12 protein-coding genes, 2 tRNA genes and 1 pseudogene are annotated in these 12,838 nt (G+C 74.6%); 11 read left to right on the top strand and 4 right to left on the bottom strand.

The window, feature by feature from the left end:
* From DVA66_RS09820 to DVA66_RS09810, 3 genes and pseudogenes are all read left to right on the top strand, one after another.
* Positions 1-520, top strand: a pseudogene (locus tag DVA66_RS09820) (hypothetical protein); the annotation flags it as partial.
* A complete protein-coding gene (locus DVA66_RS09815) occupies positions 517-1,431 on the top strand; it encodes an HAD family hydrolase (RefSeq protein ID WP_114559921.1) in 915 nt (304 codons plus the stop codon). The pseudogene DVA66_RS09820 and the gene DVA66_RS09815, both read left to right, overlap by 4 nt.
* 49 nt (positions 1,432-1,480) lie before the next feature.
* Positions 1,481-2,752 carry a glycosyltransferase 87 family protein gene (locus DVA66_RS09810; protein ID WP_114559920.1) on the top strand — a complete coding sequence of 424 codons (1,272 nt, stop codon included), beginning with the start codon at positions 1,481-1,483 and terminating at the stop codon, positions 2,750-2,752.
* A gap of 17 nt (positions 2,753-2,769) precedes the next feature.
* On the opposite strand, the gene DVA66_RS09805 is transcribed toward DVA66_RS09810, so the two are convergent.
* Positions 2,770-3,339, bottom strand: coding sequence for a protein-L-isoaspartate O-methyltransferase family protein (locus DVA66_RS09805; protein WP_114559919.1), 570 nt, complete (start codon positions 3,337-3,339; stop codon positions 2,770-2,772).
* A gap of 9 nt (positions 3,340-3,348) precedes the next feature.
* Positions 3,349-5,130, bottom strand: a complete 1,782-nt coding sequence (locus DVA66_RS09800; RefSeq protein ID WP_114559918.1) for a chorismate-binding protein — start codon at positions 5,128-5,130, stop codon at positions 3,349-3,351.
* A 77-nt stretch (positions 5,131-5,207) separates the two neighbouring features.
* Between DVA66_RS09800 and DVA66_RS09795 the strand changes: the two genes are divergently transcribed.
* The 5 genes from DVA66_RS09795 (at position 5,208) to DVA66_RS09775 (ending at position 9,219) form a co-directional block, all read left to right on the top strand.
* Entirely contained in the window at positions 5,208-5,624 is a 417-nt protein-coding gene (locus DVA66_RS09795) for a MarR family winged helix-turn-helix transcriptional regulator (RefSeq protein WP_114559917.1), read from the top strand.
* 21 nt (positions 5,625-5,645) lie between these two features.
* On the top strand, positions 5,646-6,089 hold the full coding sequence (locus DVA66_RS09790; RefSeq protein WP_114559916.1) for a hypothetical protein: 444 nt from the start codon (positions 5,646-5,648) through the stop codon (positions 6,087-6,089).
* The gene (locus DVA66_RS09785; RefSeq protein WP_114559915.1) at positions 6,086-6,388 is read left to right on the top strand and encodes a hypothetical protein; all 303 of its coding nucleotides are present in this window, start codon (positions 6,086-6,088) and stop codon (positions 6,386-6,388) included. Before DVA66_RS09790 ends, DVA66_RS09785 begins: the two co-directional genes overlap by 4 nt.
* Positions 6,389-6,454: 66 nt before the next feature.
* A complete protein-coding gene (locus DVA66_RS09780) occupies positions 6,455-8,368 on the top strand; it encodes a S9 family peptidase (protein ID WP_114559914.1) in 1,914 nt (637 codons plus the stop codon).
* A gap of 272 nt (positions 8,369-8,640) precedes the next feature.
* Positions 8,641-9,219 (top strand): hypothetical protein, encoded by a 579-nt coding sequence (locus DVA66_RS09775; RefSeq protein WP_114559913.1) that lies wholly within the window; start codon positions 8,641-8,643, stop codon positions 9,217-9,219.
* A gap of 264 nt (positions 9,220-9,483) precedes the next feature.
* Here DVA66_RS09775 and DVA66_RS09770 read toward each other — a convergent pair.
* A tRNA-Ile gene (locus DVA66_RS09770) sits at positions 9,484-9,557 on the bottom strand.
* Positions 9,558-9,597: 40 nt separating this feature from the next.
* Positions 9,598-10,452: a trehalose-phosphatase gene (otsB, locus tag DVA66_RS09765; RefSeq protein ID WP_114559912.1), complete on the bottom strand. Its 855-nt coding sequence runs from the start codon at positions 10,450-10,452 to the stop codon at positions 9,598-9,600.
* An 83-nt stretch (positions 10,453-10,535) separates the two neighbouring features.
* Between otsB and DVA66_RS09760 the strand changes: the two genes are divergently transcribed.
* The 3 genes from DVA66_RS09760 to DVA66_RS09750 all read left to right on the top strand — a co-directional run bounded on the left by DVA66_RS09760 (position 10,536) and on the right by DVA66_RS09750 (position 12,638).
* Complete coding sequence (locus DVA66_RS09760; RefSeq protein WP_114559911.1) at positions 10,536-11,978, top strand: alpha,alpha-trehalose-phosphate synthase (UDP-forming); 1,443 nt, start codon at positions 10,536-10,538, stop codon at positions 11,976-11,978.
* Positions 11,975-12,544, top strand: coding sequence for a hypothetical protein (locus DVA66_RS09755; protein WP_114559910.1), 570 nt, complete (start codon positions 11,975-11,977; stop codon positions 12,542-12,544). The genes DVA66_RS09760 and DVA66_RS09755 overlap by 4 nt, the downstream gene beginning before the upstream one ends.
* An 18-nt stretch (positions 12,545-12,562) precedes the next feature.
* Positions 12,563-12,638: transfer RNA gene (locus tag DVA66_RS09750), tRNA-Asn, on the top strand.
* The last annotated feature ends 200 nt before the right edge of the window (positions 12,639-12,838 follow it).

Below are 12,838 nucleotides of genomic sequence, written 5' to 3'. Positions count from 1 at the left end.
CGGCACCCGCGCCATCCTCGACGACGTCCAGCTGGCGATGCTGCCGCCGCAGGGCCGGCCCGCCGGCCCCGACTACCAGCACTACTGGATCGACCGGGTCCGCCCCGGGCTCACCCGGCTGTGGCCGCTGCCCTGGCCCGGACGCCACACCCGCGCCGGCTGGGTGAGCATCCTCGTGTCCTGGCTGCTGATGCTGCTGCTGGCCGCGCTGGCGGTGCTGATCGCGATCTGGATCTTCCACGACGACCCGCCGCAGGCGCCGCCGCCGCCCACCGGCCAGAGCTCCTCGCCGCAGTCCGGCTCCCCGCCGCCGGACTCGGCCTCGCCGTCCCCGGAGTCGGCGAGCCCGTCGGACTCCGCGAGCCCGTCCGACTCGGCCAGCCCGTCGGACTCGGCCAGCCCGAGCCCCACCGACGGCTCGCCCAGCCAGTCGCCGTCGCGTTCGGCCTCGCCGTCGCCGGGTGACACGCCCACCGAGTCCGCCGGTCCGGGCTCGCCGACGCCGAGGTCACGGCTGTGACGAGCCGGCTGGAGCCCGCGGCGGGCCGCGAGGGCGAGCTCGACCCCGAGGGTGCGACCGACCGGCAGCCCGACACCTCGGCGAGCCCGCGGACGCCGACGCCCGAGCCGGAGGGCTGGCGTCCCCGGCTGGTGGTGAGCGACCTCGACGGCACCTTCCTCTCCCCCGACGGCACCGTCTCCGAGCTCAACCGGCAGGCCGTCGCCGACGCGCTCGCGGCCGGGATCGAGGTGGTCTTCGCCACCGGGCGCCCGATCCGCTGGCTGCAGGTGGTCGCCGACCTCGGGCTGGCGAACTCGGTGGTGGTCGCCAGCAACGGCGCGATGCTCTACGACGTCGCCCGCGAGGAGGTGCTCCGCAGCAGCCCGATCGAGCCGGAGGTGCTGGCCGCCGTGGTGCGCGACATCGCCGAGGCCGTCCCGGGCAGCCGGTTCGCCACCGAGCAGGGGGTCACCTTCAACGTCGGCGAGGGCTACCAGCTGCGCGGCGACGGCGCCGGGGACGTCCGCCGGTTGCCGACCGCCGAGCTGGTCGCCGTCCCCGGTGCGGTGAAGCTGCTGGTGCAGCAGCCCGACCTCGACCCCGACGAGCTGGCCGCCCGGGTGCGTCCGGTGGTGGGTGAGCGGCTGACCGTCACCCACTCCGCCGCCGACGGCACCGGCCTGCTGGAGCTCAGCGCCCCCGGCGTCACGAAGGCCAGCGCGCTCGCCGACTGGTGCGAGCGGCGGGGGATCACCCCCGACGAGGTGGCCGCCTTCGGCGACATGCCCAACGACCGGGCGATGCTGTCGTGGGCCGGGCGGCCGCACGTGATGGCCGAGGCGCACCCGTCGCTGTCGGACCTCTGCGCCACCGTGATCGGCTCCAACGCCGACTCCGCGGTCGGTCGGACCCTCCGCGGCTGGCTCTGACCGCCGCGTCGACGTCGCGCCGGCCCGGACGCCCGTAGCATCTGCTCTCGTGGTGGAGCTCGAGCGCGGTCCCGTCCGCCCCGACGACGTCCCGGCCCCGGCCGGCAGCACGTCGGCGGGGTGGTGGCACGCGCTCGCCACCTTCGCGCTGCCGCTGCTCGCCGGGCTGTGGGCGGCCGCGACCACCTTCGGCGGCACCGTCGTGCCGTGGCGCTCGGTGATGGTCGACCTCGGGGTCTACCTGCGCGCCGGCGGGCAGGTGCTGCAGCAGCTGCCGGTCTACGACGAGGGCTCGGAGCTGCCCTTCCTCTACCCGCCGCTGGCCGCCCTGCTGGCGGTGCCGCTGACCGCGCTGCCGGTGGCGGTGGTCGAGATCGGCTGGGTGGTGCTCAACGTGGCGCTGCTGCTGGCGGTGATGTACCGGTTCAACGTGCGCGGCTGGGCCCTCGGACCGGCCACCGCCGGGGTGGTGCTGCTGGTCGAGCCGGTCAAGCAGACCCTGGCCTTCGGCCAGCTCGGCATCATCCTGGTCGCCCTGGTGGTGCTCGACCTGGTGCCCGGCGCCCGCTTCCTGGACCGGTGGACCGGCGGACGCCGGCTGCTGCCGGAGGGCTGGGCGAGCGGGCTGGGGGCCGCGCTCAAGCTCACCCCGGGGATCACCGTGCCCTACCTGTTCCTGGCCGGACGCCGCCGCTCGGCCGCGGTCGCCCTCGGCACCTTCCTCGGGCTGGGGCTGCTGGCGGCGCTGGTGATGCCCCGCAGCTCGTGGGCGTTCTGGACCCGGCTCGCCTCCGGTGAGTCCGGACTCGGCGGCAGCGTCATCTACTACGCCAACCAGTCCATCAGCGGGGCCTGGCTGCGCATCTTCCGCCTCGCCCCCGGCAGCGAGCTGACCGGGCTCGCGGTGAGCGCGGTCGCCGCGGCGCTCGGGATCGCGGTGGCGGTGCTGTGGCACCGGCGGGGCGAGACCGGTCTGGCGGTCGCGCTGCTCGGGGTGGCCAGCCTGCTCGCCTCCCCCGTCTCCTGGGGCCACCACTTCGTCTGGGTGGTGCCGCTGGCGCTGGTGATGGCCCGGCCGCAGGTGCCGATGGCGGTGCGCGCGACCGGGCTGGTGTTCGCCGTCTACGTCGCCGCCGCGCCGTGGGAGACGCTGCCCGGTGGCGCCGACGTCGAGCTGACCTACGACACCGGTCAGCTGGTGCTGGCCTCCCTCACCCCGGTCCTCGGGCTGGTGCTGATGACGGTGGCGCTGCTGGACGCGGTGCGCCGCACGCAGACCGGCACGCTGCAGCAGCTGCCGGGCAGCGCGCCGACCACCTGACGGCATCGCGCGCCGGGTCAGCGGAGCGGGACGAAGCTCCACACCCCGCCGGTGTCCTCCTGCTCCACCTCGTCCCCGCGCCGCCGGTAGCGCAGCATCCGCCCGCCCACCGGGACGACCATCCGGCCGCCGTCGGCGAGCTGGCGGGCCAGCAGCTCGGCCAGCTCGGGCGGGGCGTCGGCCGAGACGAGGACCGCGGGATACGGCGCGCCGGCGGGCACCCCGGGGACGTCCGGGTCGGCCTGGTGCACCTCGACCACCGGCCACGGCGCGAGCACCGGCCGGGAGCGGGCCACCAGCGCCGGTTCCAGCTCGACGGCGACGACCCGTCCGCCGGGCCCGACCAGCTCGGCCAGCAGCGCGCTGGTCCAGCCCGAGCCGCTGCCGACGTCGAGGACGGTCTCCCCCGGGCGCGGGTCGAGCCGCACCAGCATCTCGCGGACGGTGCTGGGCTGGCTGTTCGTCGCGTCGTGGCCGATCGGCAGCGGACGGTCCTCCTCCGCCAGGTCGCGCACGTCCTCGGGCAGGAACCGGGCACGCGGGACGGCGCGGAAGGCCGCCTCGACCCGCTCGCGGGTGTCGTCCATCCTCCTGCGCTACCCCGCCCCCGCGGGGTCAACCGGCCCGAGCAGCACCGCGGGACGCCACCCGCGCAGCGAGCTGACCAGCGCCAGCCCGTCGGCGCGGCGCAGGTCGTCCGGGGTCAGCGGGCGCTCGGCCAGCGTGCCGTCGGCGAGCAGGCGTCCGCGTCCGACGCCGGGCAGCAGGCCGTCCTCCTGCGGCGGCGTCCACCACCGCCCGTCCAGGAGCACCGCCAGGTTGGCGACGGTGCTCTCGGTGACGTGGCCGCGGTCGTTGACGAGCAGCACGTCGTCGGCGTCGGGGTGACGGTCCCGGCGCTCGGTGTAGACGTCGCGCCGGGTGGTCTTGTGGTGCAGCCACACCGAGGACGGGTCGACCGGCTCGGGGTCGAGCGCCAGCCGGACCGGCGCCGCGGACGGCGGGGGCAGCTCGGCGATGGTGACCGCGCAGCGGCCGTCACGCTCCACCTGCAGCCGGACCCGGGCCGAGGTCAGCCCGGCGGTGGCCGCGGCGAGGGCCTCGCGGACCCGTCCCAGGTCGAGCGGGATGTCGAGGTGGTCCGCCGAGGCGGCCAGCCGGGCCAGGTGCGCCTCCAGGTGGACCAGCGTCGGGACGCCGTCGACCGGCCGGAGCCCCAGCGTCTCCACCAGCGCTGGTTCGGGTTCGGGACGGGTCGGCAGCACCCGCGTCTTGGCCTCCAGCTCGGCGAGCTCGGTCGCGGCCTCGGAGCCCCAGGTGATGCCGCTGCCGACCCCGTAGCGGGCGGCACCGGTGGTCCGCTCGACCACCACGGTGCGGATGGCCACGTTGAAGCGGGCGCGCACCGGCTCCCCGGGCGGGGCGACCATGCCGACCGCGCCGGTGTAGACGCCGCGGGGGCCGTCCTCGAGGGCGGCGAGCAGCTCGACGGTCCGCTCGCGCGGGGCGCCGGTGATGGAGGCGCAGGGGAACAGCGCGGTGAGCAGCTCGACCAGGCCGAGGTCGGCGGGCACCTCCGCGGAGACGTCGGAGGTCAGCTGCCACACCGTCGGGTACCGCTCGCAGCGGAACAGGTCGGTGACCCGGACCGTGCCGGGCACCGCCACCCGCGACAGGTCGTTGCGGACCATGTCGACGATCATCAGGTTCTCCGCGCGGTCCTTGGTCGAGGCGAGCAGGGCGCGGCGGGCCGTCTCGTCGGCCTCCGGCGTGGGCCCGCGGGCGGCGGTGCCCTTCATCGGGCTGCTGGTGACGGTGCTGCCGCTCCAGCGCAGGAACCCCTCCGGGCTCGCGCTCGCGACGACGACGTCACCGAGGTCGAGGTAGGCGTGGTGGGCACCGCGCTGCTGGCGGGCCAGGTCGCCGTAGAAGGCCAGCAGGTCACCCTGCACGGCACCGGTCAGGCGGGTGGTGAGGTTGGCCTGGTAGGTCTCGCCGCGGGCGATGGCGTCGCGGACGGCCGCCACCCGCTCGGCGTGCGTGGCGGCGTCCCAGCCCAGCCGCCAGGGATCGGCCGTCCACCCGGAGCCGCCCGGTACGGAGGCCAGGGCCCGCTCCTCCCGCGGCCGGCGGGTCAGCGCGAACCAGGCCAGGGGCGGCCCGCCGGGGTCGGGGGCGGGGGTCTGCAGCCGCGGGGTGAGACCGGCGGCGGCCTCGTAGCCGATGTAGCCGACCGCCCAGCGTCCCGCCGCCGTCGCCTGCTCGACCCGGCGCAGCAGGGGCACCACCTCCTCGACGGTGCGCGCCACCAGCACCTCCTCGGCGTGGTCGACGACCAGCGCACGGTCGGCCACGAGGTCGTCCAGCCTGGCGATCACGCACGTGACCCTAGAGGTCGTCCGGGAGGCCGCCCGCGAGGACGTCGGAGATGCCGGTGGCGCACTAGCCTGCGGGCATGTCCGAGCCGCCGGCGTTCAGCCCGACGATCACCCTGCTGACCATCGCCCGGGCCTGGGAGTCCGCGCTCACCGAGGGACTGGCCCCGCTGGGTCTCACCGTGCGCCGCTACGGCTTGCTCGGCCACATCCGCAGCACCCCCGACATCTCGTTCAGCGAGCTCGCCCGGCGGTCGCGGATCACCGTGCAGAGCGCCCACACCGCGGTCGCGGGGTTCACGGCCGACGGCCTGGTGGAGGTGGTGACCGAGCAGGTCGGTGCCGCCTCGCGGATCCGGGTCACCGCGACGGGACGGGAGCTCCTCGACCGCGCGGCGGAGGTGGTCGGTGGCCTCGACGCCGACCTCGAGGCTGCGGACGCCCACCTCGCCGAGGCGCTTAGGGCCTCCTTCACCCGGAGGTTCGCCGACCGCTGACCTTCAGTTAGACTGAAGGTCATGGAGAAGGTGTTGCTGGCTGCCCACGTGCTCGCGGGCATCCTCTTCGTGGGCCCGGTCGCCGTGACGGCGAGCCTGTTCCCGCGCTACGCCCCGGTCGTCGGGCACCCTCCGGGCCGCGGCGCCCCGGACCGCTCGGTCGCCACCGCGCTGCACCGGGTCACCCGGGGCTACGGGGTGCTCGCGCTGGTGGTGCCCGTCGTCGGGCTGCTGCTCGCCGGGGTCCAGGGCCGGCTGGGCGAGGTGTGGATCACCGTCGCGATGGTGCTCACCGCGGTGGCCGGGGGGCTGCTCGCGCTGCGCGTCGTGCCGATCCAGCGCGAGGCTCTCGAGGCCCCCGACGACGGCACGCGGCTGCGTGGCCTGCGGACGCTCACCGGGGTGTTCAACCTGCTGTGGGCGGTGGTGGTCGTGCTCATGGTGGTCCGGCCCGGAGCGGCATGAGACCGCTGCTGCGGGCGCTGGAGGTGCTCTCGGTGCTCGAGCTGCTCAGCGTGCTGGCCCTGCTGGTCAACCTCGCCACGGTGCACGCGGACGGTCTCGCCTCCGCGCTCGGACCGGTGCACGGCGCGCTCTACCTCGCCGTCGCGGTGACGGCCCTGCTGGGCCGCGGCCTGCTGCTGCGCACCCGGCTGCTCGCCCTGGTCCCGGTGCTCGGCGGGGTGCTCACCCTGGTCAACGTGCGGCACGAGGTCCGACGCGGGAGTCCTGAGAGTTCTCCTTCCTCCCTCCCGCTGCCTTGACCCCGACGCGACGTCGGTGTGTGGACTGATGCCCCCCACGACCGACGACCCCCGGAGGCGCACACCATGGACCAGCCGCGACACATCTCCGTCGAAGAGCTCTTCGACCTCCCTGCACTCAGCCGGGCCGTGCTCTCCCCGGACGGCACGCAGGTGGCCGTCCTCGCCCCCTGGCAGCACCGCCTGAACGTCTTCGTCCGTCCGCTCGACGCGGACTGGTCGACCGACGACGCCGACGGGTCCTCCGGGGCGTGGCGGGTCACGGCCGAGACGCGGCGCAACATCGAGACCTTCACCTGGTCCGTGGACGGGCGCTACCTGCTGTTCCAGCAGGACGGGGACGGTGACGAGAACTACCACCTGCACCGGGCCGACCCGACCCGCCCCGAGGAGCCCCCGGTCGACCTGACGCCCTTCCCGGGTGTGCGGCTCCTGGGTCTGCACCTGCTGCCGGACCAGCCCGGGACCGTCCTCGTCGAGCTCAACCGGCGCCGACCGGAGCTGGCCGACCTCTTCCGGCTCGACCTGACCACCGGCGAGCTCGTCCTGCTCGCGGAGAACCCCGGCGACGTCGTGGGCTGGCTCGGCACCGCCGCGCGGACGCTGTTCTTCACGATGGCCGAGAACGGGGACCACCTGCTCTGGGAGTGGACCGCCGGCGGGCGTCGGCTGATCACCCGCTTCCTCGGCACCGACATGATCTTCGGGGTCCTCCCCGCCGTGCCCAGTCCGGACGGGAACGGGCTCTGGGTGGGGTCCAACCGCGGCTCCGACCGCACCCGCCTCGTCCGCGTCGACCTCGAGACCGGCGAGCAGACCGGCGTGGACAGCCACCCCGTGTTCGACCTGGACACCCCGCGTCCCGACGCCGACACCCGCTTCCCCCCGGCGCTGATCGTCCACCCCGGCACCGGGGACCTGCTCGGTGCGCGCTACCTCGGTGTCCGGCAGGAGATCCACGCCCTCGACCCGCACTTCGCCGAGGTGCTGCCTCGGCTGACCGAGCTCTCCGACGGCGAGGTGGGCCACCTGTCCTGCGACACCACGGCGCGACGGTGGCTGGTCGAGTTCGTCTCCGACCGCGAGCCCGGGGCCACCTGGACCTACGACCACGCCACCGGCCGGGCGCGCCGGCTCTTCCGGCGCCACCCGCACCTGGACCCGACCGACCTGGCCCCGGTGCGGCCGGTCACGCTGACCGCCCGCGACGGCCTCTCCCTGCCCAGCCACCTCACCCTGCCGCCCGGGGTGGAGCCGCGCGGCCTGCCGACCGTGCTGCTGGTGCACGGCGGCCCCTGGTACCGCGACAGCTGGACCTACGACCCGGAGGTGCAGCTGCTGGCCAACCGCGGCTACGCGGTGCTGCAGGTCGACTTCCGCGGTTCCACCGGCTACGGCAAGGCCCACACCCAGGCCGCCATCGGCGAGTTCGCCGGGCGCATGCACGACGACCTCGTCGACGCGCTGGACTGGGCCGTCGCGCAGGGCATCACCGACCCCGACCGGGTCGCGATCTACGGCTCCTCCTACGGGGGCTACGCCGCCCTCGTCGGCGCCGCCTTCACCCCGGACCGCTTCGCCGCCGCCGTCAGCTACACCGGCATGTCCGACCTCGTCGACTTCATCGGCTCGGTCGTCCCCTTCGCTCGTCGCCTGGTGGCCAACAGCTACCTGCGCTACATCGGCGACCCCGAGGACCCCGGCCAGGTGGCCGACCTGCGCGCCCGCTCACCGCTCAGCCGGGTCGACGACATCACCGCACCGGTGCTGCTCATCCACGGCGCCAACGACGTCCGGGTCGCCCGCCGGCACTCCGACCGCATCGCCGAGGCCCTCCGCGCCCGGGATGCGGAGGTCGAGTACCTGCTCAACGAGGAGGAGGGCCACTGGTTCATCAACCCCGACAGCAACATCGAGCTGTACACCACCCTCGAGCGGTTCCTGGCCCGGCACCTGGGCGGACCCACCGCCGGCAGCTGAGCGACCGTGGCTGCCAGGACGATGGAGCCCGGCGCGGCCGAGCAGCTGCCGAGCGGGCCGGGACGGGTGTTCGAGCCGAAGGTCGACGGCTATCGCGCCCTCATCGGGCACACCGGCGGCGCCACGCGTGCTGGTGTCGCGGCGCGGCACCGACCTCACCCCGCTGTTCCCCGCGCTGGCGACCGCGGTCCTCGACCAGGTGCCCGAGGCCGTCAGGCACCACAGATCGGTGTCGCCACTCGTGCAGCAGCTCCCGCTCTAGACTCCAACGGGTGACGACCGGCGACTTCGCGATCTTCCTGAACGGTTGCTATGGCGTCGGTAAGTCGGCCGTCCTCGACCACGTCGGCGACCTTCTCGCCGCGGCCGGCCGGCCCTTCAGCCTGATGGACGTGGACTGGTTCCACCGGTCCTGGCCTCCTGCGCCGGACGACCCGGAGAACGTCCTCGTCGAGGCGACGAACCTGGCCGCGGTCTGGCAGAACTACCGGCAGACCGGTTCCCGGCAGCTGGTCGTCAGCGGGGTCCTCACGGCCCCGGCCGACCGGCGACGGTACGAGCAGGCGTTTGGCCTGCCGGTGCGCCCGGTCCGGCTCGAGGCCGGGGCCGAGGTCGTCGCAGAACGGCTGCGCCGCCGGTACCCGGCCGACCGCTCCGACGCCTTGCAGTGGCATCTGGAGCGCCACGAGGAACTGGCCCACCGGCTCCGGTCCGTCGACCAGGACGAGCGCGCGTTCGACACGGCCGACCGCAGCCCGCGGTCGATCGCCATGGACGTGCTCGGCCACTTCCGCCTCGCCGGCCCTGGCCCGGACAGCGGTCAGGACCGTCCGATCCGCGGCACCGAGTGACCGACGATCTCCTGCTGCCCGGATTCGGAGCGAGGTCGACTACGACGAACCGCTCGCCCGCCGGACGAGCTCACCTGGCACCCGCCACCTCAGCGGTGACGATCTCGCGGGGGCTCGCCGCCGCCGGCCCAGCCACCGGCGGCCCGGTCGATGGCGGCGACCAGGGACCAGTGGATGCCAGCCCTGGACGACGCCATCTCCCGCCCGCTGCGACGGTGAGTGCCACCGGTCGGGGACGACGGGCGTCCGGGCTGGCGGTCCGGGTGGGGCGTGCGGGGCTCGAACCCGCGACCCAGGGATTATGAGTCCCCTGCTCTGACCGGCTGAGCTAACGCCCCCGTGCGGTGGTCGGTGCGTCACTGTACCGGCGGGAGGCGGTCAGGAGGCGGCGCGACCCTCCAGCAGGTCGGCCACGGCCGAGGCCCAGGCGGCCACCCCGGACGGGCCGTGCACCACCACGTCGGAGAGCTGCTGCAGGGCTTCCTCCTCGTCGGAGGCCGAGCAGACCAGCAGCGCGGTCAGCCCCTCCTCCCGCAATCCGCGGGCGGCGTGGAAGGCCGGCAGGTCACCGAGGTCGTCCCCGCCGAAGACCACCGCGCGGGCGCCCCGCTCGGCCACCAGCGCGCGCAGGGCATCACCCTTGTCGTGACCGTGCGGGCGGATCTCCAGCACGTTGCGCCCGGGCTCGACGGTCAGCCCGTGCTCCTCGGCCAGCCTCCGGACCGGCTCGACCAGGGCCTGGAAGGTGCCGGCGGGGTCGGCCGACTGGCGGGTGTGCAGGCCGATCGCCCGCTCCTTGTGCTCGAGGCGGACGTCGTCCAGCCCCAGCTCGGCGAAGAGCCCTGGCAGGGCGGCCTCGACGTCGTCGATCTCGGCCGGCGGCTCGGGGATCTGGAACTCCCCGGTGGCGGCGTCCCAGCGCTCCACCCCGTACTGGCCGAGGACGACCATCGACTCCAGGCCGGGCACGCGGTCGAGCCCGCCGAGGCTGACCGCGGTGCGCGCCGGGCGTCCGGTGATGACGGCCACCGTGCCGACCAGACGACCGAGCCGGCCCAGGGCCGCCACCGCGTCCGGGTCGGCGACGGCGCGGGCCGGGTCCTCCACGATCGGGGACAGCGTGCCGTCGAAGTCGAAGGCCACCAGGGCGGAGCCCGGGTCGTCCTGCATCGCCTGCAGGCAGCGGCGCCCCTCCGGGGTCTCGGCCAGCGCCGCGGTGGTCAGCTCGGTCATGGGGCCAGCCTGTCGGAGGTGGCTCCGCCGCGCCAACCCCGGGCGCCGGACGTCGGTGTCCCGCCGATAGGCTCGGCCGCATCATGGCAGGCACACGCACGAGAGCACAGTCGGAGCGCGACACCGAGGTCTCGGCCTCCTTCGTGGTGGTGGCCAACCGGCTACCGGTCGACCGGGTGGTGACCGACGACGGCAGCGTGGCCTGGCGCACCTCCCCCGGCGGCCTGGTGACCGCGCTGGAGCCGGTGATGAAGCAGAACGAGGGTGCCTGGGTCGGCTGGCACGGCGCCCCCGACGAGACCCTCGACCCGTTCGAGGACGGCGGTATCACCATCGTCCCGGTACCCCTGTCGACCAACGAGGTCGCCGAGTACTACGAGGGCTTCTCCAACGCCACGCTGTGGCCGCTGTACCACGACGTGGTCGCCCCGCCCGCCTTCCACCGCGAGTGGTGGGACGCCTACGTGCGGGTGAACCGCCGCTTCGCCGAGCGCGCCGCCCAGGTCTCCGACGACGGCGCGACGGTGTGGGTGCAGGACTACCAGCTGCAGCTGGTGCCCCAGATGCTGCGCGAGCTGCGTCCCGACCTGCGGATCGGCTTCTTCCTGCACATCCCCTTCCCGCCGGTGGAGCTGTTCCAGCAGCTGCCGTGGCGGCGCCAGATCAGCGAGGGTCTGCTGGGCGCCGACCTCATCGGCTTCCAGCTGCCCGGTGCCGCGCAGAACTTCCTCCGGCTGGTGCGCCAGCGGCTGTCGGTGCAGGTCAGGCGCGACCGGGTGACCCTGCCCGACGGCCACGTCGCACGGGCCAAGGCCTACCCGATCTCGATCGACTCCCAGGGCTTCCACGACCTGGCCCGCACGCCGGAGGTCACCGCCCGCAGCCACGAGATCCGCCGCGACCTCGGCAGCCCGAAGGTGATGTTCCTCGGTGTGGACCGGCTCGACTACACCAAGGGCATCAAGCAGCGGCTGCGCGCGTTCGGCGAGCTGGTGGCCGAGGGACGGCTCGACCCCGACGAGGTGGTCTTCGTCCAGGTCGCCACCCCGTCGCGCGAGCGGGTCGAGGAGTACCGCCACCTGCGCGACGAGATCGACATGCTGGTCGGACGCATCAACGGCGAGGCCGGCCGGATCGGGCGCTCCGCGCTGGTCTACCTGCACGCCTCCTTCCCACGCGAGGAGATGGCGGCGATGTACTCCGCCGCCGACGTCATGGTGGTGACCCCGCTGCGCGACGGGATGAACCTGGTGGCCAAGGAGTTCGTGGCCTGCCGCGACGGCGACAACGGGGCCCTGGTGCTGAGCGAGTTCGCCGGGGCGGCCTACGAGCTCAAGCAGGCCTACAAGATCAACCCCTACGACATCAACGACATCAAGTCGACGCTGGAGCTGGCCGCCAACGACAGCGAGGCCAACAAGGCCCGGCGGATGCGCACGCTGCGCAAGCAGGTGTTCGACAACGACATCAGCCACTGGGCGGACTCCTTCCTGTCCGACCTGGACGCCGAGGCCACCTCGGAGTGAGCCCGACGGCCGGCTCGTGGTGGTCCCGGCTGCGCGGGCGGCGGCTGCCGGCGGACCGGCTGGCCGCGCTGCGCGAGGTCGTGGGTGCCGAACCACGAGTGCTGCGCTGGGCCGAGTCCGACCGCGGCCTGGTGGCCGCGCTGCCCGACGTGCTCGCCGTCGACCGCGGCCCGGAAGCGGGCTGGGAGCTGCTGGGCTGGCACCAGATCGAGCACGGCGGCTGGAGCGGACCGGACCGGCTGCTGCGGTGGACGACCGCCGAGGGACGCCGCGGACAGCTGCGGCTGGCCGACCCCGGACGGCTGCCGGAGGTGTTCCGGGAACGGGTCAACGCCACCATCGTCGTCCAGCGCGACGTCACCGACGCCGCCACCGGGGCCGAGTTCACCCTCAGCGGACGCCGCGCGCTGCCGGCCTCCGGCGCGACCGCGACCCCGACCGCGCTGGAGTGGCGGGTGCACCTCAAACGCGGCACCAGCGCCAGCGCGCCGGGTGTGGCGGAGGCCACGCAGCGGGCGATGCGGGAGCTGCGTCGCGAGTACGACATCTCGCCGCACGGCTGCTAGTGTTGGGCCTCGCGCCGATCCCCTGTAGCTCAATTGGCAGAGCATTCGACTGTTAATCGAAGGGTTACTGGTTCGAGTCCAGTCGGGGGAGCCAGCACAGGCCGCCGGACCGAGGATCACCTCGGGTCGGCGGCCTTCTCGTTGCCCCGCAGCAGCTCCGCCAGCGCCGCCGCCCCCTCCACCAGCGCCCGCGAGCGTCCGGTCAGTGCGGCGTCGCGCGCGGTCAGCACGGCGCCCAGCTCGCCGCGGCCCGCACCCTGCAGCGCCGGCAGCAGCTCGGCCACGGCCCGGACG

The sequence above is a fragment of the Desertihabitans aurantiacus genome (genome assembly GCF_003344635.1).
Lineage (GTDB): Bacteria > Actinomycetota > Actinomycetes > Propionibacteriales > Propionibacteriaceae > Desertihabitans > Desertihabitans aurantiacus.
This window is presented reverse-complemented; position numbering and strand designations above follow the sequence as displayed.

What these genes read in the sequence shown, in the direction of transcription:
- DVA66_RS09805 (WP_114559919.1), bottom strand. Translation starts at nt 3,339, where the DNA reads ATGGACGACACCCGCGAGCGGGTCGAGGCGGCCTTCCGCGCCGTCCCG.
- DVA66_RS09795 (WP_114559917.1), top strand. Translation starts at nt 5,208, where the DNA reads ATGTCCGAGCCGCCGGCGTTCAGCCCGACGATCACCCTGCTGACCATC.
- DVA66_RS09790 (WP_114559916.1), top strand. Translation starts at nt 5,646, where the DNA reads ATGGAGAAGGTGTTGCTGGCTGCCCACGTGCTCGCGGGCATCCTCTTC.
- DVA66_RS09785 (WP_114559915.1), top strand. Translation starts at nt 6,086, where the DNA reads ATGAGACCGCTGCTGCGGGCGCTGGAGGTGCTCTCGGTGCTCGAGCTG.
- DVA66_RS09780 (WP_114559914.1), top strand. Translation starts at nt 6,455, where the DNA reads ATGGACCAGCCGCGACACATCTCCGTCGAAGAGCTCTTCGACCTCCCT.
- otsB (WP_114559912.1), bottom strand. Translation starts at nt 10,452, where the DNA reads ATGACCGAGCTGACCACCGCGGCGCTGGCCGAGACCCCGGAGGGGCGC.
- DVA66_RS09760 (WP_114559911.1), top strand. Translation starts at nt 10,536, where the DNA reads ATGGCAGGCACACGCACGAGAGCACAGTCGGAGCGCGACACCGAGGTC.